Annotated in this window: 17 protein-coding genes; 7 read left to right on the top strand and 10 right to left on the bottom strand. The window is 75.9% G+C overall.

Annotated elements, in window-relative coordinates; all coding sequences use genetic code 11:
- The 3 genes from ABZ924_RS21280 to ABZ924_RS21270 all read right to left on the bottom strand — a co-directional run.
- The coding region (locus tag ABZ924_RS21280) for a class I SAM-dependent methyltransferase (protein WP_361911856.1) at positions 1 to 1,027 on the bottom strand (1,027 nt) is incomplete at its 3' end.
- Between the two features lie 373 nt (positions 1,028 to 1,400).
- Positions 1,401 to 1,949, bottom strand: coding sequence for a hypothetical protein (locus ABZ924_RS21275; RefSeq protein WP_361911853.1), 549 nt, complete (start codon positions 1,947 to 1,949; stop codon positions 1,401 to 1,403).
- Positions 1,950 to 2,005: 56 nt separating this feature from the next.
- Positions 2,006 to 2,509, bottom strand: coding sequence for an SRPBCC domain-containing protein (locus ABZ924_RS21270; RefSeq protein WP_361911850.1), 504 nt, complete (start codon positions 2,507 to 2,509; stop codon positions 2,006 to 2,008).
- Between the two features lie 476 nt (positions 2,510 to 2,985).
- Here ABZ924_RS21270 and ABZ924_RS21265 point away from each other — a divergent pair, with 476 nt between their 5' ends.
- The 4 genes from ABZ924_RS21265 (at position 2,986) to ABZ924_RS21250 (ending at position 9,289) form a co-directional block, all read left to right on the top strand.
- Positions 2,986 to 3,432 (top strand): hypothetical protein, encoded by a 447-nt coding sequence (locus tag ABZ924_RS21265; protein WP_361911848.1) that lies wholly within the window; start codon positions 2,986 to 2,988, stop codon positions 3,430 to 3,432.
- 675 nt (positions 3,433 to 4,107) lie between these two features.
- Positions 4,108 to 4,350, top strand: coding sequence for a hypothetical protein (locus ABZ924_RS21260; RefSeq protein WP_361911845.1), 243 nt, complete (start codon positions 4,108 to 4,110; stop codon positions 4,348 to 4,350).
- Between the two features lie 215 nt (positions 4,351 to 4,565).
- The gene (locus ABZ924_RS21255) at positions 4,566 to 6,356 is read left to right on the top strand and encodes an RNA ligase family protein (protein WP_361911842.1); all 1,791 of its coding nucleotides are present in this window, start codon (positions 4,566 to 4,568) and stop codon (positions 6,354 to 6,356) included.
- Entirely contained in the window at positions 6,356 to 9,289 is a 2,934-nt protein-coding gene (locus ABZ924_RS21250) for a poly(A) polymerase (protein WP_361911840.1), read from the top strand. The genes ABZ924_RS21255 and ABZ924_RS21250 overlap by 1 nt, the downstream gene beginning before the upstream one ends.
- A 113-nt stretch (positions 9,290 to 9,402) precedes the next feature.
- Here the strand turns inward: ABZ924_RS21250 and ABZ924_RS21245 are convergent, their stop codons facing one another.
- Together ABZ924_RS21245 and ABZ924_RS21240 are read right to left on the bottom strand one after the other, a co-directional pair.
- Positions 9,403 to 10,320, bottom strand: a complete 918-nt coding sequence (locus ABZ924_RS21245) for an NADP-dependent oxidoreductase (RefSeq protein ID WP_361911862.1) — start codon at positions 10,318 to 10,320, stop codon at positions 9,403 to 9,405.
- 139 nt (positions 10,321 to 10,459) lie between these two features.
- On the bottom strand, positions 10,460 to 11,380 hold the full coding sequence (locus ABZ924_RS21240; RefSeq protein WP_361911837.1) for a LysR family transcriptional regulator: 921 nt from the start codon (positions 11,378 to 11,380) through the stop codon (positions 10,460 to 10,462).
- A gap of 133 nt (positions 11,381 to 11,513) precedes the next feature.
- Between ABZ924_RS21240 and ABZ924_RS21235 the strand changes: the two genes are divergently transcribed.
- The gene (locus ABZ924_RS21235) at positions 11,514 to 12,251 is read left to right on the top strand and encodes an SDR family oxidoreductase (RefSeq protein ID WP_361911834.1); all 738 of its coding nucleotides are present in this window, start codon (positions 11,514 to 11,516) and stop codon (positions 12,249 to 12,251) included.
- 76 nt (positions 12,252 to 12,327) lie between these two features.
- Here the strand turns inward: ABZ924_RS21235 and ABZ924_RS21230 are convergent, their stop codons facing one another.
- The 3 genes from ABZ924_RS21230 to ABZ924_RS21220 form a co-directional block, all read right to left on the bottom strand.
- Positions 12,328 to 13,404, bottom strand: coding sequence for an RNA ligase (ATP) (locus tag ABZ924_RS21230; RefSeq protein WP_361911832.1), 1,077 nt, complete (start codon positions 13,402 to 13,404; stop codon positions 12,328 to 12,330).
- A gap of 138 nt (positions 13,405 to 13,542) precedes the next feature.
- Entirely contained in the window at positions 13,543 to 14,295 is a 753-nt protein-coding gene (locus ABZ924_RS21225; RefSeq protein WP_361911829.1) for a peptidoglycan-binding domain-containing protein, read from the bottom strand.
- 356 nt (positions 14,296 to 14,651) lie between these two features.
- Positions 14,652 to 15,983, bottom strand: coding sequence for an MFS transporter (locus ABZ924_RS21220; RefSeq protein WP_361911826.1), 1,332 nt, complete (start codon positions 15,981 to 15,983; stop codon positions 14,652 to 14,654).
- A 220-nt stretch (positions 15,984 to 16,203) separates the two neighbouring features.
- On the opposite strand from ABZ924_RS21220, the gene ABZ924_RS21215 reads away from it, so the two are divergent.
- Complete coding sequence (locus tag ABZ924_RS21215) at positions 16,204 to 16,755, top strand: hypothetical protein (RefSeq protein WP_361911823.1); 552 nt, start codon at positions 16,204 to 16,206, stop codon at positions 16,753 to 16,755.
- A gap of 6 nt (positions 16,756 to 16,761) precedes the next feature.
- Here ABZ924_RS21215 and ABZ924_RS21210 read toward each other — a convergent pair whose 3' ends face one another.
- On the bottom strand, positions 16,762 to 17,085 hold the full coding sequence (locus ABZ924_RS21210) for a hypothetical protein (RefSeq protein ID WP_361911820.1): 324 nt from the start codon (positions 17,083 to 17,085) through the stop codon (positions 16,762 to 16,764).
- Between the two features lie 106 nt (positions 17,086 to 17,191).
- On the opposite strand from ABZ924_RS21210, the gene ABZ924_RS21205 reads away from it, so the two are divergent.
- On the top strand, positions 17,192 to 17,653 hold the full coding sequence (locus tag ABZ924_RS21205) for a hypothetical protein (RefSeq protein ID WP_361911818.1): 462 nt from the start codon (positions 17,192 to 17,194) through the stop codon (positions 17,651 to 17,653).
- A 15-nt stretch (positions 17,654 to 17,668) separates the two neighbouring features.
- On the opposite strand, the gene ABZ924_RS21200 is transcribed toward ABZ924_RS21205, so the two are convergent.
- The gene (locus tag ABZ924_RS21200) at positions 17,669 to 18,766 is read right to left on the bottom strand and encodes a M20 family metallopeptidase (protein ID WP_361911815.1); all 1,098 of its coding nucleotides are present in this window, start codon (positions 18,764 to 18,766) and stop codon (positions 17,669 to 17,671) included.
- Between the last annotated feature and the right edge of the window lie 6 nt (positions 18,767 to 18,772).

Genomic DNA, 18,772 nt, shown 5'->3' with positions numbered 1-18,772 from the left:
GCTGCCCCACCACCCGACGCCGACGCCCGGCCTGGAGATCTCCTACCGCTACCCGCCCGCCACGACCGCCGGGGAGGTCGGCGGCGACTGGTTCGTCGCGCTTGCGCCGCTGGGCCACGATCGCCCGCGTGACGACCGGCGGCAGCAGGTCCTTGGCCAGCTTGCGCCACGCCGCACCGGGCCGCGGGCGCTGCACGGGCGCCGCCACGGCTGGCGGGGCAACGGGCTCGGGAGCCGGGCGCAGCGGCTTCGGCTGCCGCGGCGGGACGGCGCCGTGGTCGCCGATGCGGACCAGCGACTGCCCCGCCACGATGTCCACCCCGTGCCACAGGTCCTGGCGCCCCTCCAGCCAGGCGAGCAGCGCCGACCGGTAGGGGGCGGGGTCGTCCCAGGTGGCGTACAGCTTCGACCCCGACACGCAGATCAGCTGGAGGCCGTCGGTGGCCACCGCGCCCCAGACCGCGGCGGCGACGCCGGGACAGTGCTCGGAGCGGTAGTCGTCGAAGACGACGACCGCGCCCGGGGCGGCCACCTTCTTGGAGGAGGCGATGTCCTGGACGACGTGCTCGTAGAGGTGGGAGGCGTCGATGTGGACGAACCGGCAGCTTGCCGGGCGCACCCGGTCGGCGACCACGAAGGTCGGGGCCTGGATGACGGTCGGCAGGGCCTCGTGGAAGGCCAGGTAGTTCGTCTCGAACCCGCGACGGGTCAGCGTGGGGTAGGAGTCCTGCGTCTCCGCGAGGTTGGACTCGTCCGGGGCGGGCGAGTCGAAGAGGTCGCAGACCGTGAACTCCTCGCCGTCCCGCAGGTACCCCCCGAGGAAGATCGCGCTCTTCCCCATGAACGCACCGAGCTCGAGGAGGTCGCCCGGCTCGTGCCCGCTTTCGTTCTGGTGCGTCAGGAACCAGTCGAAGAGTGCCTGGTCGTAGTCGGAGAACCAACCGTCGACCTGGCCGTAGGCAGTGGGAACGGGCAGGGCCGGCTCACCGTCGGGGGTGGTGACGGGAGCTTGCGTAACGTGCGACACGGAGAGCAGCCTCCAGTGGGTGGCATGGGATCGGCGCTGATACCTGGCCAGGTAGCCAGACCTTAAACCTCCGAATGGGTGAATGACGAGACCATGGGGCAGAGGAGCGAAAACGTCGGCCGCCACCTCCCCATCTTGCCCCTTTTGTCAAGATTTGCCCCCACGCCGAGCCCGCCGAACGAGCGGCCGGACCACGCCTGCACCCGCGAGGGCTCCACAACTCGCCGCGGTCGACCGGCAGTCCGAGCGGGAGCGCCACAACACGGGGCCGGGAACCGGGCGATGACCCGGGGTGCATTCCGCATGTCGAGGGGATGAGCCGACGGCTGAACAGCGGTCGGTGCGCGCGGGCTTCGCAGCCCCGCGCGGCGGCTCAGGCCGTGAGGGTACGGCGGCGCAGACGCCCCGCGGCGGCGTTGCGGACGCGGCGGGTGCGGGCCGAGGCGGCGAGCAGGCTGAGGGCCTCGTACGAGGTGAGCAGCCCGACGGCAGTGCGCTGGCACCAGTCGGAGGCGCCGGTGAGGTCCTCGGCCGACCACGGCTCGCCGCGGCCGATCGTCTTGAGCAGGGTCCACTCGCGCAGCCGGCGGGCCGGGAAGGCGCGGCCGCCGAGGGCGGCGCCCAGGGCGCGGGCCCAGCCGGGGAAGCGGGGGTCGTCCAGCAGCTGGGCGGCGCGGCGGTCGAGGTGGGTGACCACCGCGCTCTCGGCCATCACCGGGTCGGGATCGCGCAGCACGGCGGCCACGGCGTCGGCCTCGGCCCGGTCCGCGGCCTCGGCGCCGGCGCCGGTCCCGTCGGCGGCCGCCACGGCGGCCAGTGCCTCGAGGTGCCGGGCGTAGCGCCAGTGCTCGGGCGGGGCCGTCCCCTCGGCGCCCTCCGCCGGGCCGGCCCCCTGGCGTATCAGGTTCTCTGCTGTCCCCATGCCGCCCATTCCACACGACCGCCGCGGGCGGCCGGCGGGCAGGGGGGCTCACCCCGTCACGTCGGGGCGGGGCCGGCGGCCGGCTCGGGCAGCGGCGCCCCCGTTTCGAGCAGGGTCTTCAGGCTGGAGGCGAGCATCGGCCAGGCCCGGCCGCACATGTCCATCAGGGTGCCGCCCGGCTCGAAGCCCTCGTGCAGGATCGTCAGCCGCGCCAGGGTGTCGCCGACCGGCTCGATCTCGTACGTCACCTTCGTGCGCGGCTGCCCCGCCAGCTCCGCCCGCAGCTCCTCGGCGACCCCGACCGAGGCCGCCCACTCCGGGGTGAACGTGTGCCAGGTGTACGACAGCTTGCGGTCCGGGATGCAGTCGAGCACGACCTGCTCGGGGTCGCGGGTCCGGGCTCCGCGCTCCACCCACTCCATCTGCGAGCCCACCGCCCAGTCGGTCTCGAAGGTCAGGCCCCAGTAGCGGCGGGTGTACGCCGGTTCGGTGAGGGCCTGCCAGACCCGGGCGGGATCGGCCTGGATGTAGAGGGTGTAGGTGATCGCGCTGTCGCTCATGCCCCCATGCTGAGGGACCGCGGGCCGCGGAGGCCGGATTTCCCCGGCCGCGGCGACCCGAGTCCCGACGATCCCTTTACCAAACCCACACCTCCCCATTACCTTTTGGCGCGCCGCCCTGGTACCGTCTCCGTGCGGACTGGCGGAATGAACCCCTCCGGTCCGACCACGTGAGGACCACCCCGACCGCGGCATCCGGGGCAGGTCCGGCCGCCCGGGCCACGACCGCCCGGGCAGGGCCCCGCGGGCGGGGCCGAGGGGGCCGGAAGCCGCAGCCGTACCCCCGCGGGCGCGGGGGCCCAGCAGGGCCGTCACCGCCCGCGAGCGGGGCCGCCCATCGGCGCCCCCTCCCTCCCCTTGCCCCTCCTCGTCTCCGGCAGGTCCGAACAGAGCCGACCGCGGCCCGGTCGGAAACGGACTCACTCGTACGCGTGACGGCTTGGGCGGCGGGGGCTCTCGTCGGGCAGGGTGGGCGGATGGAGTTACGTCGGGTCGTCCTGCCCCTGCCGTTCGTTCTTGCCGCCCTGGTGCTGACCGCCGGGTGCGTGACCGTACGGCCGTACGGGCCGGTGGCGCCCGAGGGCGCGGCCCGTGGCGAACGGGTGGTGAGGGCCCTGCCGTTGGGGCCGCTGCCGACGCCGACCTCCTCTCCCTCGCCGCCCCCCTCCGGCGACCCGGATCCGGAACCGGAGCCGGAGCCGCCGCGGCCGCCCGCCGTACGGCACGACGACCGCCGGCCGCCGCCTCGCCGGGCCGCCGACCGACCCGCGCCGCCGCCGGAGCGCCGCGCGAAACCGCCGGCCCCGCCGCGCAAACGGCCCGGGGCGCCGCTCCCGGACCCGGGGCACGGCTACGACATGGCCTCCCTCTGCGAGGCGGCCAAGGGCACGGTGTCCCCGGCCATCGTCGCCCTGTGCCACTGAGTCCCGCGGTGCGCCCGCCGCTGCTCGCACCCAGGTGCCGCCCAGGGGCTTGGACCCACCGGCGCCATGAACGCAAAGCCGAGCACTTCCCGGCCTTCACCAGCATTGCCTGCACCACTCATCTCCTACCGCAGACTCACCAAATGAGACCACGTCCAATTCAGTGGACTGGCCAGGACCCCGAACGGGGCTTTGACTTCGCGGCCTTGGGGACCGGTGGCCGGATTGGGGGCAGGTTGGCGCGGCGATGGATGTCCGTCCGCGGGAACGCCCCGCACCCGTACTACAGGGGTCCGGCAGCACTGCGACCAGGTCTTGACATGCGGCGGCTCATGGACATGGAGCACCTGCTTGACCAACCCGGCTACCGCGTCGTCGTCCGGCTCCACGGCCCGAAAGGCGCGACCCAGATGACGAGTCGCGCGACGTTGACTATCATGGGTGAAAGACGGCCGCAACTGCGGGATCCGCTCTCATACCCGCATCGATCACGAGGTGTGAGAATCTTGCGTTCCTGTGCATAAGGTTCGTGGCCCTAAGAAACCGGGTTGACGGCGTATAGGCGCTATTAATATTCACCCGGTGACCGGAAACCCTCCATCTGCGTTGTGTGAGAGGAGGCAGGTCGATTTCGTGTCGCAATGAGTTGCACAACTGCGAGAAGGGTTGTGAATCATGCGTGCAATCAGAGCGAACCGGCTCTTCGCCGTGTCCGCCATCGGTGTCCTGATGGCGGGTGGCGCCGCGCTCGGCGCCGCGGGTGCTGCCTCCGCAGCCGTGCCCACGCACCCCGTCACCTCCGTCACCTCCGTTGTCCACGGCGGCGGTTGGGACGACGACAACGGCTACGGACACCACGGCGGTGGGTACGACAACGACGATGACTGGGGCGGAGGGTACGACGACGACGACTGCTGACGCACCGAATCACACTGTGTGGTCCGCCGATCCGGCGGTCCGCACAGTCTTGCATTCCCCGGCGCTACCGCGAATTGGACGTGGCCTCATTTTGGTGAGTCTGCGGTAGCAGATGAGGACGCAGGCAAAATGAGGTGGCGTCTTAATGGGTGGAGCGGGGGGCTTGCGGATACCTACAGTGATCAGGTACCGCCTCGTCGAGCAGGAGCCACCCCATGCGCACCCACTACCCCCGCACCCCGCATCTGCCCTGGTCGCCCGGGGCCGCCGCGGACGACGTGCGGGCCGGATCCCTCGCGGGGTTCGCCGGGCGCGAGGTCGTGGTCACCGAGAAGCTCGACGGCGAGAACACCACCCTGTACGCGGACGGCCTGCACGCCCGCTCCCTCGACTCGGGCCACCACCCGTCGCGGGCCTGGGTCAAAGGTCTGCAAAGCCGCATCGGCGCCGGCATACCCGCCGGCCGGCGGATCTGCGGGGAGAACCTGTACGCGCGGCACTCCCTCCCGTACGAGGACCTGGACAGCTGGTTCTACGGGTTCTCGGTGTGGGACGGCGACCGGTGCCTGGACTGGGACGGGACGGTGCGCTACCTCCACGGTCTCGGGATTCCGGTGCCGCGCGTGCTGTGGCGGGGCGTCTTCGACGAGCGCGCGCTGCGCAGGCTGCGGCTCGACACCGCCCGGCAGGAGGGGTACGTCGTGCGCACGGCGGACGGCTTCGCCCGCGCCGACTTCGGCCGGTGCGTGGCCAAGTGGGTCCGGGGCGGCCACGTCCAGACCGGTACGCACTGGATGTACGCCGCGGTGGTGCCGAACGGGCTCGGCCCGCAGGCCGCCCTCTGGGCGGTGCGGTCGGGCTCCGAGCCGGACGCGGCCGCGCTGTCCGCCGCCGTCGGCATGGAGGCCGGCGCTCCGGGCGCGCCCGTTGAGGGTGTCGTTGCCGAAGTGACCGGCCGACTGGACGCGTTGGGGCGTACCGGCGACCCCCGCCTGGCCGGGGTCCTGGCCGCCCTCCTGCACCGCGCACCCCGGGCCCGGATCGCGGCGCGGCTGGCGGCGGGCCCGGCCGGGATGCCGCTGGCCCGGCGCGTCGCCGACCTGGTCGGGCTGTACCCGCGGCTGCGGCGGCCGTTCCCGGACGCCGGGCGCCGGGCGGGGCTGGTCCGGATGGCCGCCGCGGCCGACCTCGGGGTGCTGCACGCGCTCGCCGCGGTCGCGGACGGGCCGGCCGGGGACCCGGCGGATGCCGAGGCGCGGGAGTGCGTGGAGTGGTCGGCGCTGTACGCGCAGGAGGAGGGGCTGTTCGGCCCCGACCCCCTGGGCCCGCTGCGGGCCGGCCTGCGGACGGCCCTCGCCGGGCTGGACGCGGACGCGGCCGACCGGTGCTGGGCCGAGGCCCGCGAGGCCTTCGGCCGGGGCGGGATCTCCACCCCCGAGGAGGCGGTGGCCGCGACCTGGCGCTGGCGGGACGGCGGCTTCCCGCGGCTGGTGCAGCTGTGCGGCCCCTCGGGCAGCGGCAAGAGCACATACGCCCGCAGCCTGCCGGGCGTGGCCGCGTACATCAGCCTGGACGACCTGCGCACCGCCCGGGGCTCCCGCGCCGACCAGCGGGCCAACGCGGACGTGCTGCGCGAGGGGCTGGAGCGGCTGGACGCGGCCCTCGCCGCCGGCGGCACCGTGGTGTGGGACGCCACCTCCCTGACCGGGCAGCAGCGCGGGCTCGCCGGAGCGGTCGCGGCCCGCCGTGACGCGCTGGTCACCCAGGCCGTGGTGCTGGTCGAGGAGGCGGAGCTGGTCCGGCGGGGCGGCGTACGCCCGCACCCGGTGCCGGCGCAGGTGCTGACGTCCCAGCTGCACCGGTTCAGCCCGCCGTATCCGGGCGAGGCGCAGGCGCACCGCATCCACTACATCGGCGCGGGCGGCACCGTGGAGGACACCGCGGGCAGCCTCGGGACCACCGGGGTCCCCGGGGCCACGGACGGCGAGAACGGCGGGGCCCGCTGATGCGCACCAGTGAGCAGCTCTACCACCAGATCCAGTGGGACCCCCGCTTCGACCCGGCCCGGTTCGTGATCGGGCTGCACCAGCGCGGGGCGGCGCCGAAGCGGGTGCCGTTCCACTCGTTCGTGCCCGGCGGTGAGATCCCCTGGCACCGGGTGCTGTTCGTCGAGGCGGACGGCGAGCTCGTCTGGGACCGGGCCACCGGGACCGACCGGATCGACTCCACCACGGCCGGGCGGGTCCGCGACCCGCGCCTGCTGCGGGCCCCGTTCTTCACCCCCCGGACCCCGTACGCGTGGGACCCCGCGGGCGGCGGTGCCTGGCGCCCCGCCGAGGACCCCGGCGGGGCGCCCCGCGCCGGGCGGGCAGGCAGCACGGCCGCCGGCGGGCGGCCCGGCGGGGCCGCGGCGGACGCACCGTCGCGGGTCCGGCTGCTGACCTGGAACACCCTGTGGGACCGGTACGACGCCGCGCACATCGACACCGCCCGGCGCAGGCCCCTGCTGCCGGCCGCGCTGGAGGCCGCCGACGCCGACGTCATCGCGCTCCAGGAGGTCGAACCGGAGCTGCTCGTCCTGCTGCTGGCGCAGCCGTGGGTGCGGGCCCGGTACACGGCGGGCACCGACCCGGGCGGCAAGGACGTCGCCTCCAGCGGGCTGCTCGTGCTGAGCCGGCTGCCGGTGGCGGAGGCGGGCCTGCACGTGCTCGGACCGTACAAGGCCGTCTCCGCCGTGACGGTGCGCACGGCGGCCGGGCCGCTGGTCGTCGCCTCCGTCCACCTGACGAGCGATCACACCGAGAACGGGGCGGACCGGCGCAGCACCGAACTGGCCCGGATCGCCGAGGGGTTCAGCGGCATCGAGGCCGACGTGGTACTGCTCGGCGACTTCAACGACGGCCGCGGCGAGGCCGAGGGGCCGGCGGCGGCACTGGCCATGCGGGACGCCTGGAGCGAGGTGCACGGGGCGCAGGACGACACGCCGACCTTCGACCCGGTGGCCAATCCGCTGGCCGCCGTGGGCTCCCTGTCGGGCCGGCCCGGGCGGCTGGACCGCATCCTGCTGCGCTCGGCCGGCGCCCGGGTGGGGCGGGCCGCCCTGCGGGGCGACTCGCCCGCAGCGGAAGGCCTGTTCATCTCCGACCACTACGGGGTCGAGGCAACGGTGGAGTTCCCCGGTCCGGACGACGGCGCGGAGCCCGCCGCGGTGCTCGACGTGCCGGCGACCGCGCGGACGGCGGTGGCGTGGCTGCCGCCGCACGATCCGGTGGTGGAGGAGCTGCGGCAGGAGCACGACCCGGGGTACCTGCGGTGGCCCGCACACGTGAACCTCCTGTTCGGGTTCGTACCGGAGTCCTCCTTCGAGGAGGCGCTGCCGCTGCTGTCCGAAGTGGCGGCGGGCCGGACGCCGTTCCCGGTGCGGCTGGCCGGGGTGCACAGCTTCGGGCACCGGGAGGACGCCACGGTATGGCTGGACCCGGCGGCGGCCGGCGACGCGCCCTGGCAGGAGCTGCGGGAGGCGCTCGCCGCACGGTTCCCCGGGTGCCGGGGCCGCGGAGACGGGTTCACCCCGCACCTGGCGCTCGGCCGCAGCCGGGATCCGCAGCGGGCGGTGGCGGACTTCGCTGCCCGGCTGGGCGACGGCGGGAGCGCGGCCCGCGTCGGGGAGCTGGCGGTGCTCTCGCGCCGCGGGGACGAGCCGATGCGCGTACGGGCGACGGTGGAACTGGGGACCGGCACGGTCCGGTGGCTCCCGGAGCCGGGCCCCGGGGGCACCGCCGGGCAGGGCGCGGACGCGGACCGCTCGGGGGCTTCCCGGCCCGGGGAGGTCACCGCGCGCATCGCGCAGGCCTTGGGCGAGGGCGTGGTGCACCTCGTCGGATCCCGCCGGATGGGCTGCGCCCTGCCGGGGGCCGACCTGGACCTGGTGGCCGCGCTGCCCGGCTCGGCCGGGATCGCGGAGGTGCGCGAGCGGGTCGCGGCGGCGCTCCCGCACGCCGAGCGGCTGCGGAAGGTGACGGGCGCACGGGTGCCCGGGCTGCGGCTGCGGGCCGAGGGGCTGGACGTGGACCTGGTGGTCGTCGCCACCGGTGCGGTGGATCCGGCGCGGGCGGTGGAGCGGCGGGCGGAGCTCGGCGCGGCGGCGGCGATCGCGCTGAGCGCGGTGAGCGACGCCGAGGCGGTACGGGGCTTCGTGGGCGCCGAGGGCCCGCGGCAGGCGGCGTTCGCCGTGCTGGCCCGGCAGGTGAAGGCCTGGGCCCGGGCCCGTGGCCTGGACTCGGCGCCGTTCGGCGGGCTGCCCGGGCTGGCGTGGGCGGTCCTCGCGGCCCGCACGGTCCGTGGGGCCGCGGACCTCTCCCCCGCCGCCCTGCTGCGGGAGTTCTTCGGCACCTGGGCCGCCTGGGACTGGCACGTCCCGATCACGCTGACCGCCGCACCGGCGCAGCCGCACGTGATGCCGGACCCGCTCACGGTGCTCACGCCGTCCGCCCCGGTCCGCACCTGCACGGCCCAGGTCCTCCCGGGCGTGCGCGACCTCCTCGCCCAGGAGCTGTACGAGGCCTGGGAGCACCTGGAGGCGGATCCCGCGGCCCGGGCCGGGCTGCCCGGCGCCGTGCCAATGCACCGGCGGCATGCGGCGTGGGCCGTGGTGGAGGTGCGGGCAGCGTCCGTCGCGGAGTTCGAGGAGGTGCTCGGGCGGACCCGGGGGCGGGTGCGGGCGCTGCTCGGGGCGCTCGACGAGGCGGGCGTACGGGACGTGCACGCCTGGCCGCGGCCCTTCGAGGCCTCGCCCACCTCGGCCCGCCATGCGATCGGGCTCGGCGCGCACCCGCCGGACGCGGCGCGCCTGGCCGCGATCGCGGCCGGCTGGTGCGCGGACCTGCCAGGGGTCGAGGTGGCCCACGCGGAGTGCGGGGCGGTGCCCACGCTCGGGTGAACCGGTCCACCGGGGCCGCGCGCACCGGCCGCGCGTCCCGGCCGCCCGCACAGGCCGCCCGCACAGGGGGGCCGGGCAGGATCTCCCGGCGCAGGCGGCCGGCCCGGCCGCCGTCAGAGTTCGATGACGATCTTTCCGGCCGTGTGGCCCTCCTGGTTGAGGGCGAAGGCATCGGCCAGTTCCGACAGGGGGAAGGTCTTCGCCACGGTGACCTTGAGCTGCCCGGCGTCCGCCAGGCGGCCCAGCTCGGCCAGGTCGCTGCCCAGCGGCCGCACCCACATCCACTGCCCGCCCGCGCCGAGCACGGTGTGGTCGGCGATGGAGGCGTGGCGGCCCCCCTCGGCCAGGACCTCCCGGGTGACGTCGAGTACCCCGCCGGCGAAGTCCGCGGCGACGGTGACGCCGTCGGGGGCGAGCGTCCGGACCCGGTCCACCAGCCCCTCCCCGTACTGGACGGGCTCGCACCCGAGTTCGCGCAGCCGGTCGTGGTTGCGCGGCGAGGCGGTGCCGATGACGCGCGCGCCCAGCGCACGGGCGATCTGCACCCCGATCGACCCGACGCCGCCCGCCGCGCCGTGGATGAGCACGGTGTCGTCCTTGCCGGTGGCGAGCCGGGTGAGCAGCTGGTACGCGGTGAGCCCGGCCAGCGGCAGCCCGGCGGCCTCCGCCCAGCCCAGCGAGGCCGGCTTGGCCGCGAGGGCGCGTACGGGCACGCTCACGTACTCGGCGAAGGTCCCGCCGTGCACGTAGTCCTTGCGCGCGTACGCCATGACCTCGTCGCCGACGGAGAACTCGGGCACGTCGATCCCGAGCCGCTCGACCGTTCCGGCGACGTCCCAGCCGGGGACCACCGGGTACATGACGTCCATCAGGCCGTCGAGCCCGCCCGCCATGATCTTCCAGTCGACGGGGTTGACCGCGGCGTACCTGACCTTGACGAGGACCTCCCCCGGCGCGACCTTCGGCAGGGGCAGCCTGGTCTCGAAGAGCACTTCCGTCCCGCCGTACCTCTCGTACGCCATCGCCCGCATGGTGTCCTGCTGACGCTCCTGGGACATCGGCCCGACCTCTCGTGAGCTGGTGGAATCGACCTTGCCGACATCCCACCACGAAGGGCCGCGCCGACGACGGCAAGCGCGGCGGGCGTGGCGCGGGCCCGGCCCCCGGCCGTCAGGCTCCGTCCGCCGGGGCGAGGGGGACGGTCTCGGTGAGGGTGTCCAGGAAGGCCGCCGTGAGCGGGTCGGGGTCCGGGCGCGTGTACGCGGCCAGCAGGCGCCGCACCGGCGGCTGCGGGCGCAGCACCCGGCCCGCGAAACCGGGCGGCAGGACGCTCTCGGGCACGAGCGCGGGCCCCAGCCCGGCGGCGGCCAACAGCGGGGCCGCGGCGGTCTGTTCGGTCCGCACGGCGGCCTGCGGCCGGAAGCCGGCGGCGGCGCAGGCCCGGTCCACCACCTCGGCCAGCCCGTTGCCGGGGGCGTAGTGCACCCACGGCCGGTCGGCGAGGTCCCCGAGCCGCACCCGCCCGGGGACCGGGTCCCCGCCGGACGGCTCCGGCACCGCCGGGACCTCCGGCACCGCCGGCACGGCGACGACGAACTCCTCGTGCCCCAACTCCCGTACCGGGCCGTCCCAGGCGCCGGGCGCGGGACCGACGGCGAGGTCCGCCCGGCCGGCCGCCATGGCGGCTGTGAGGGCGTCGGTGTGCGGGAACTCCAGCAGCCGGACGCGGGTCCGCGGGTGGCGCTCGTGCCAGATGCGCAGCACGGGGAGCAGCAGCCCGAGGGTGACCGAGTAGACGGCGGCGACCTGGATCTCGCCGCCGTCCAGGCCCGCGGCCCGGCGCGCGGCGGTGCGGGCCCGTTCGGCGTCGGCGAGGGCTGCGCGGGCGTGCGGGAGCATGGCGCGCCCCATCGGGGTGAGCCGGACGGCCCGCGGGAGCCGCTCCAGCAGCGGGCCGCCGGCGTCCCGCTCCAGCGCGCGGACCTGGTGGGACAGGGCGGGCTGGGAGACGTGCAGCAGCTCGGCGGCCCGGGTGAAGGAGCCGGTGTCCACGACGGTGACCAGGTATTCGAGCTGACGCAGTGTTGCCATGAGCAGAGGTTATGGCAGCGGTAGAAACCAAGTCTTGGACGTATGGCGTCCGGCCGGGCGAAAGTCGTGATCAAGGGCGGCCGCACCGGGCCGCGCCGGGCCACCACCCCTCCGCACACGCAAGGACGTCCCCATGAACACCGCTCTCCTGCAGGACTCGCTCGACGGCCGGCGGATCGTCGTGATCGGCGCCGGCTCGCACATCGGGCGCCGGCTGGCGCAGACCGCGTCGGCGGCCGGCGCCGAGCTGGTGCTGGCCGGGCCGGACGCCGGCCGGCTGGAGGCGACCGCGGCCACGCTGGCCGGACGCCCGGCGCTGGTGCGGCCCACCGACCTGACCGACGAGGACGCGATCGCCGCGCTCGCCGCCGCGGCCGGCCGCGTCGACCACGTGGTCTCGACGGCGGCCGCCCCGGCCAACGGGCCGGTCTGCGGCCTTGACCTCGCCGACGTGCAGCGGGCGTTCGCCGCCAAGGTGTTCGGCCCGCTGCTGCTCGCCAAGCACCTGGCGGCCCGGATGAGCGAGGGCGGCTCGTTCACCTTCTTCTCCGGTGTCGCGGCCTGGCGGCCCGCCCCCGAGCGGGTCGTCATGGCCACGGCCAACGGCGCGCTGGCGTTCCTCGTCGAGGCGCTCGCCGTCGAGCTGGCCCCGCTGCGGGTCAACGCGGTCTCCCCCGGCATCGTCGACTCCGGGGCCTGGGACCGGCTCGGCCCGGACAAGGAGGCCTTCCTGCGCGGCGCGGCCGCCCGCAACCCGGCCCGCCGCACGGGCACCCCCGACGACGTGGTGCGCTCCGTGCTGTACGCGGTCGGCAACCCGTTCGTCACCGGCACGGTCCTGCACGTCGACGGCGGCGCCCGCCTGGTCTGACGGCGCCGGGCGGCACCCGTACGCGGTGCGCCCTCACGCGGGCGGTACCCGCACGCGGCCCGGCCGGGCGCGGCCGTCACTCGTACTCCGTGCCGCCCTTGCGCGTCAGGTACGCCGGGCTGACCGCCTTGGCGATGGCCCGGCCGCCGACCACCGGGCTGTAGCGCTCCGCCGCCGGGCGGATCACGACGCCCTCGCGCAGGTGCACCGCCCGCCCGGAGACCGTCTCCCGGCCGCTCGCCAGCTCCAGCACGGCATCGAGGTCGTACGGGCCCTCGAAGAGCCGCGGTACGAGCGGCAGCTCGCCGGCCGCGAACAGAGCGGCCGGGTCCAGCCAGCGCACCTGCCCGTCGATCTCGGCGGACACGTCGAACACGGCGTAGCCCGGCGCCTCCCCCGCGGCCCGCGCATCGGTCCCGTACGCCAGGTCCTGTACGCCGGCCCCGTACACCTCGCCGAACACGCCGATCCGGCTCGCGCCCAGCCGGTCGGCCAGCTCGGCGGCGACCTCGGCCACGCCGTGGCCCCGGACGGCCCGCCAGTACAGGTTCCGCTCGTCCTCCTTCAGGGCCAGGCCCTTGGAGCCGAAGCCCTTGGAGGAGACCAGGACCCGGCCGTCCTGCGCGCAGTACGTCATCAGGCAGGCGGTGCCGTGGAGCTTCTCCGTGAGGACCACCTCTTCGCCGGCCTCGAAGATGCCGGGATAGCGCTGGAGGTTCTCGATGTCGACCCACGGCAGCAGGTCGGGGGCGGCCTCCACCTCACCGCTCATGGTGGTGGGTACGGGCGGGGCCCACTTGGTGATGCCGAGGAGCTCCGCGAAGTCCGTTCCCTCCCGGGCCGCCTGCGTCAGGTCCACGTCCGCGAGGGCGCTCGGCCGGCACACCAGGCCCTGCGAGAGCTCGCCGCGCAGCCGGACCGCCTTGACCCGGTCGGCGGAGCTGCCGGCCAGGCGTCCGGTCAGGCCGAGTTCCTCGATCAGCGCGGCGGGCAGGACGGACTGCTCGGGTATGTAGAGCGCGAACTCCCCGCTGCGGTACGCGCCCTTGGCGACGACGGCGCGGTAGAGGCCCACCTGGGCCAGCTCCAGCGCGTCGGCGTTCGGGTGCTCGTGGACGGTCAGTTCCTCGACGGTGACCTTCAGGGTGGACATGCGGCGCCTCCTCGGACTGCGGCGATCGTCAATGCCGCTCGGCGCCCACTCTCCGGCCGGGCATTTGCGCTGGTCCAGCCGTTTTCCGGCTGCTAGCCTGCCTCCCTCGGCCGTGCGACGCCGTTCGCCGGCGGTGCCTCAGATGCCGAACGCGGCCCGCGTGGCCGGGCCGTAGACGCCCGTCGGGTCGCCCTTGATGTCCCGGTCCCGCTGGAGCTGCGCCACGCCGCGCTTGGTCTGGCCGTCATAGACGCCGGTGACCGAGACGTACGTGAACCCCTGCCCGTACAGCCGCTGCTGGAGGGCGCTCACCTCGGCCCCGCGGTCGCCCATGCGCAGCGTCCCGGACTTGGCGGCCGCCTGGGCGGGGGCCGGAGCACTGGTCTGCGGCGTCGGCTTCGCGGACGGGCTCGGAGAGGTGCTCGGCGACGCCGGCGCGGACTTGCGTACGGGCGCCTGCGTCGAGGGCTCGGCGTCGATGCTGCGGGCCGGGAGCTGCGGGATGGACAGGTCGGGCCGCCCCGCCGGGGCTTCGGGCTCCGGTTCGGGCCCGCCCAGCAGGAACACCAGCCCGCCGGCCGCGCCGAGGAGGACCAGGACGAGGGCCGCCCACGGGAGCAGGCCGGACCGCTCCCGGCCGCGGGCGTGGCTGCGGCGGCCGTCCCGCGCCGGAGCGGGAGCGGAGCCGGGCACGGGGTCAGCGGCGGGGACAGGGGCAGCGGGCTCCGCCTGGCCGGGTTCCCGGTCGAACGGCCCGTCCTGCGGCCAGAGCGGCGCGGCCGCCTCCGACGGGGCGGTCGCCTCCGTCGGCGCGGCCGTGGGCGCGAGGTACGGGCGTACGAGCGGGGGCTCGACGGGGTCGGGTCCGCTCTCGTCGGGGTGGTGGGACACGGTGCTCTCCCGGGAGGGGGCAAGGGGCCGGCGCGGCGGTGCGGTGCCGGCCCCCGCCCGGCCGGTCGGGCCCTCGGCGGGGTCCGACCGGCGCACTCTTGCCGCCCGGCACGGTCCGGGTCAAGCCTGCTGTCCGAAGTGCCCGATCCGTCCGGGGTGTCGGCCGCCCTGGTGCTGTGACCGGAAAGGTTCACCGGGTCACGACGCTCCCCCGGCTACCGCTGGGAGGTGCCCCAGGCACGGCACCTCGCCGCGTTGTCGGCCCTCGCAAGTACGTCCAGTACGAGCCGAGGCCCTCCGCCTTGCGATGCACCGCACCGGACGCCGCGACCCGGCAAACCTTTCCGGCCACAGCACTAGCCGTCCGCGCGGGAGGTGGCCGCCTCCGCCCCGGACGCCCCGGGCACCCCGGCCCGTACGGTGACGGTGAGCGCGACGGTGACGGCGCCCAGCAGCATCAGGGCCGCACCGGTGAGCGGGGCGGCCGCGGCACCGATGCGGTCGACGGCGACGCCCCCGGCCAGGGCGCCCGCCGCGATGGCCAGGTTGAACATGGCCACCATCAGCGAGGTCGCGGCCTCGGAGGCCGCCGGTGCGGCTTTGAGCATCCAGCGCTGGAGGCTGACGGAGACGCCGCCGTACACCAGGCCCCAGGCGAGCAGCAGTACGGTCCCGGCGACCGCGCCCTGCAGGGTGGCGATCAGCGCGAGGACCACGGTGAGCACGGCGCTGACGGCGAGCAGGGTCCGGTAGGCGTCGCGCGGCCCGGCGAGGAAGTTCCCGGCGACGCCGGCCGCCCCGTAGCCGAGGAGCAGGGTGCTCACGTAGGCGGCGTCGATGCCGGAGACGTCCTGGAGGACGGGCCGGACGAACGTGTAGGCGGAGAACTGCCCGGTCACGACGAGGAAGGTGACGGCCACTCCGGCGCGGACGGCGCGGTTGCCGCGCAGCAGGGCGGGCAGTTCGCGGAAGGCGACGTCCCGGGACGGCGGCAGCGGGGGCAGCAGCAGGAGCAGGGCGGTCAGCGCGACGAGGCCGAGGACGCCGACCGCGCCGAAAGCGGCGCGCCAGCCGCCGAGCCCGTCGAGCCCCCCGAGCAGGGTGCCGGCCGGGACCCCGAGGACGGACGCGGTGGGGACGCCGCCGAAGACGAGGGCGGTGGCCCGGCCGACGTGCCGCTCGGGGACGAGCCGTACCGCGATCCCGCCGGCCAGGGCCCAGAAGCCGCCCACGCTGATCCCGACGAGGAGGCGGGCGGCGAGCACCACGGCGAAGTGCGGGGCGAGGGCGGCGACGAGGTTGGCGGCGGCCGTCAGGGCGATGAGCCCGCACAGCACGAGCCGCCGGTCCCGACGGCCGGCGCCGACGGTGACGAGCGGCGCGCAGCAGCCGGCGACGAGCCCGGGCACCGTGACCATGAGCCCGGCGGTCCCGTCGGACACGCCGAACGCGTCCCCGACGGGGGTGAGCAGTCCGACGGGCAGCAGCTCGGAGGTGATGAGGCAGAAGATCCCCAGGGCCACGGCGAGCACCGCACCCCAGGCCCGCCGGCCCGCGCGGTCGGGCGCCGAGACGGGAACGGAGGGTATGGGGCCGGCGGCGGACGCTGCACCGGAGGAGGAGACCGGGGCGGGGGTGGTCGGGGCGGGGGTGGGCATCGGGTCGTCGGGCGCGGCGGGTCGGGGCATGGGCGGGGCTCCGTGGCTGGGCGGGCAGGAGGGCGGGCAGTGCGGTGTGCCGGGGGTCGCGCCTCCCCCGGAACCGCACTGCCGTTCCCGTTCCCCGGCAGCCTACGGAGATTCCCGTCCGGAGCAATGGCTTCGCCGTTCGGGCGGGACCGGACGCCCCGTCACCCGGACGCGTGAGCGCATGGGCTCCCGCGGCCCGGCGGTCGGGCATCGTGGACGGATGCAGCTACGCCGGGCCCTGCCCCTGTCCCTCGTCGCGCTGCTCGCGAGCACCGGCTGTGTCTCCGTCGACCCGGACCCGGCTCCGGCTCCTGCTCCGGCGCGCACGTCCGGGACACCGCCCCTGCCGCCCGCCGGGGCGACCGTCGCCTCCCGCGGGCCGTCGCCCTGGCCGGCCCCGGCGGCCACCCCCTCGGCGGAGCCGCCGGACCCGCAGGACCCGTCGGCGCCTGCGCCCCGGCCCTCGCCCTCGCCGTCTCCCCCGCCGTCCCCACCCCGGCCGCAGCTGCAGCGGCAGCCGCGGAGTCCGCTGGCCGCGCCGCCGTCGCAGGACGCGCCGGCCGAGGCGGCCGGGCCGCCCGCCGCGCGGACCGTGAAACCGGCCGCCCCGCCCCGGCGGGCCCACGCGCCCCAGTCCTCGCCGCCCCGCAGCAAGCACCGGCAGCCCCCGGTCCAGGCGCCCGAGCCCCGCATGGACGAGCTGTGCTCCGCCGCCGAGGGCTCCGTGCCGCCGTCGATCGTGGACCTGTGCGTGCGCCAGTACGGCCGCTGACCGGGGTCAGGAGGTGCCGGGGCGCCGTCCGCGGACCGCGGCGCAGCGCCGTACGGTGCTGCGCCGGACCGTGCGCAGCCGCCGCAGGGTGGTGTGGCCGCGGCGCCGCCACTCGGCCCGCGGCAGGCCCGCCCGCTGTCCTCCGCCCGTGATGAAGGCGTTCACCGGGGCGTGCGGGTCGGTGGCCATGCCCTTGGCGACCAGGACGCCGACCACGATCGGGAGCAGTGCCACGGCCAGGGCCGAGCCGGCGGTGGCCACGTGCTGGATGCGCGGGCGGTCGTGCAGGGGGCGGCGGCGGTGCGGGCCGTGCGGGGCGTCGGAGGTCATGGCCCCATTCGAGCAGCGGGGGCCCGACCGGGAATGGGGGCGGATACTCAGGCCGTTGGCCGTAACGTACTCAAGTCCCCTGTGGAGCCGAGGAAGGCGGTGGCCGATGACCGCGCCCCGAGGGGGCTTCGAGCCCGCGACCGGCGACGGCCCGGCCGTGCCCGCCACGGCGGAGCGGGCGAAGGAGGTGCGCACGGCGTTCGAGGGGCTGCTGCAGATCCGCCGCCTGGTGAACGGCGGGGTGGGCGAGGGGGTTCCGGCGCCGTGGGAGCTGCGCCAGCTGCCGCGGGCGGTGGCCCTGGCCCTGGAGGCCGCGGGCCTGCCCCCGTCGGCGGTGGACGAGGAGGGCCGGCCCACCCGGACCGGCTACCGGGTCTCGGCCGGACCGGAGCCGGCGGCCCGCCGGGCCGAGGTGGCCTGGCTCGGCCCGCCCGGCAGCGGCGCGGCCCGGGAGGAGCAGGACCGCCTGGCGGCCTGCGCGGCCGCGCTGGAGGCGCTGGGCTGGGTCTGCCTCCTCTACCGGGGCCCGCGCCGGCGCCGCTTCCTGGAGGTGGAACCGCCGCGCTGACCCGCCACCGGCCGGCTACCCGCGGATGGCGGTCACCAGGCCGGCCACCAGGGCGGCGCGCTCCGCCATGGTGTCGACGACCACGTACTCGTGGTCGGCGTGGGCGCCGCCGCCGACCGCGCCGAGGCCGTCCAGCGTGGGCACGCCCAGTGCGGCCGTGAAGTTGCCGTCGCTGCCGCCGCCGACGGCCATGCCCTCCAGGCCGGGCAGCAACTGCTTCGCCACCGCGAACAGCTCGGCCGATGCCGACTCGGGCATCGGGGGCCGGCCGACGGCTCCGTGGACCTCGATCTTCGCGCCCTCCAGATGCGGGGCCAGGGCTGCGAACGCGGCTTCGATGCGGTCCTTCTCCTCGTCCGTCTCGACCCGGACGTCCACGACGACGACCGCCTCCGCGGGGACCACGTTGTCCAGGGTGCCGGCCGACGCGACGGTGGGGGTGACGGTCGTGCCGATCTCGGGCCTGCCGAGCGCCGCGATGTCCAGGACCTGGTGCGCCGCCTCGATCAGTGCGTTGATCCCGGCCGCGGGCTCCAGGCCCGCGTGCGAGGCCAGGCCGGTGATGGAGACCTGGAAGGTCCCGCAGCCCTTGCGGCCGGTCTTCAGCGCACCGCCGTCGGCGGCGCCCTCGAAGACCAGGACGGCGCCGCACGCGAGGGCCCGCTCCTCGATGAGGGCGCGGGAGGAGTGGGAGCCGACCTCCTCGTCGGCGGTCACCAGGATCTCCACGCCCGACCGGTCCTCCAGGGCGGCCACGCCGTGGACGGCCTGGACCAGTCCGCCGAGCATGTCGAAGACGCCGGGGCCGGTCGCATGCCCGTTCTCGACCGCGAACGGGCGGCGTTCGAGGGTGCCGAGCGGGAAGACCGTGTCGTGGTGACCGAGGATCAGCACCTTGGGGTCGCCCCCGCCCGACCAGTGGACGTGCGGCCCGGCCTCGCTGTCGATGAGGACGGCCTGCCCGCCGAGCCGGCTCTCGAGCACCCCGGCCACCACTTTGGCCGATGCCGTCAGCGCGTCGAGGTCACGCGACGGAGACTCGACTTCCACGAGTGTCCTGAGGTCCTCGAGCATCGCCTCAACACTCACATGAACGGTCTTCTGCATCGTCATGGCGCC

The organism is Streptomyces sp. NPDC046876, assembly GCF_040645035.1.
GTDB lineage: Bacteria > Actinomycetota > Actinomycetes > Streptomycetales > Streptomycetaceae > Streptomyces.
The sequence above is the reverse complement of the archived record's forward strand: the minus strand, read 5'-3'. Positions and strand labels throughout refer to the sequence as shown.

Excerpts from the sequence above, each read along its gene's own strand:
- ABZ924_RS21235 (WP_361911834.1), top strand. The coding sequence starts at position 11,514 with ATGAACACCGCTCTCCTGCAGGACTCGCTCGACGGCCGGCGGATCGTC.
- ABZ924_RS21215 (WP_361911823.1), top strand. The coding sequence starts at position 16,204 with ATGCAGCTACGCCGGGCCCTGCCCCTGTCCCTCGTCGCGCTGCTCGCG.
- ABZ924_RS21260 (WP_361911845.1), top strand. The coding sequence starts at position 4,108 with ATGCGTGCAATCAGAGCGAACCGGCTCTTCGCCGTGTCCGCCATCGGT.
- ABZ924_RS21205 (WP_361911818.1), top strand. The coding sequence starts at position 17,192 with ATGACCGCGCCCCGAGGGGGCTTCGAGCCCGCGACCGGCGACGGCCCG.
- ABZ924_RS21245 (WP_361911862.1), bottom strand. The coding sequence starts at position 10,320 with ATGCGGGCGATGGCGTACGAGAGGTACGGCGGGACGGAAGTGCTCTTC.
- ABZ924_RS21200 (WP_361911815.1), bottom strand. The coding sequence starts at position 18,766 with ATGACGATGCAGAAGACCGTTCATGTGAGTGTTGAGGCGATGCTCGAG.
- ABZ924_RS21265 (WP_361911848.1), top strand. The coding sequence starts at position 2,986 with ATGGAGTTACGTCGGGTCGTCCTGCCCCTGCCGTTCGTTCTTGCCGCC.
- ABZ924_RS21220 (WP_361911826.1), bottom strand. The coding sequence starts at position 15,983 with ATGCCCCGACCCGCCGCGCCCGACGACCCGATGCCCACCCCCGCCCCG.
- ABZ924_RS21275 (WP_361911853.1), bottom strand. The coding sequence starts at position 1,949 with ATGGGGACAGCAGAGAACCTGATACGCCAGGGGGCCGGCCCGGCGGAG.
- ABZ924_RS21255 (WP_361911842.1), top strand. The coding sequence starts at position 4,566 with ATGCGCACCCACTACCCCCGCACCCCGCATCTGCCCTGGTCGCCCGGG.
- ABZ924_RS21230 (WP_361911832.1), bottom strand. The coding sequence starts at position 13,404 with ATGTCCACCCTGAAGGTCACCGTCGAGGAACTGACCGTCCACGAGCAC.
- ABZ924_RS21250 (WP_361911840.1), top strand. The coding sequence starts at position 6,356 with ATGCGCACCAGTGAGCAGCTCTACCACCAGATCCAGTGGGACCCCCGC.
- ABZ924_RS21270 (WP_361911850.1), bottom strand. The coding sequence starts at position 2,509 with ATGAGCGACAGCGCGATCACCTACACCCTCTACATCCAGGCCGATCCC.
- ABZ924_RS21240 (WP_361911837.1), bottom strand. The coding sequence starts at position 11,380 with ATGGCAACACTGCGTCAGCTCGAATACCTGGTCACCGTCGTGGACACC.
- ABZ924_RS21210 (WP_361911820.1), bottom strand. The coding sequence starts at position 17,085 with ATGACCTCCGACGCCCCGCACGGCCCGCACCGCCGCCGCCCCCTGCAC.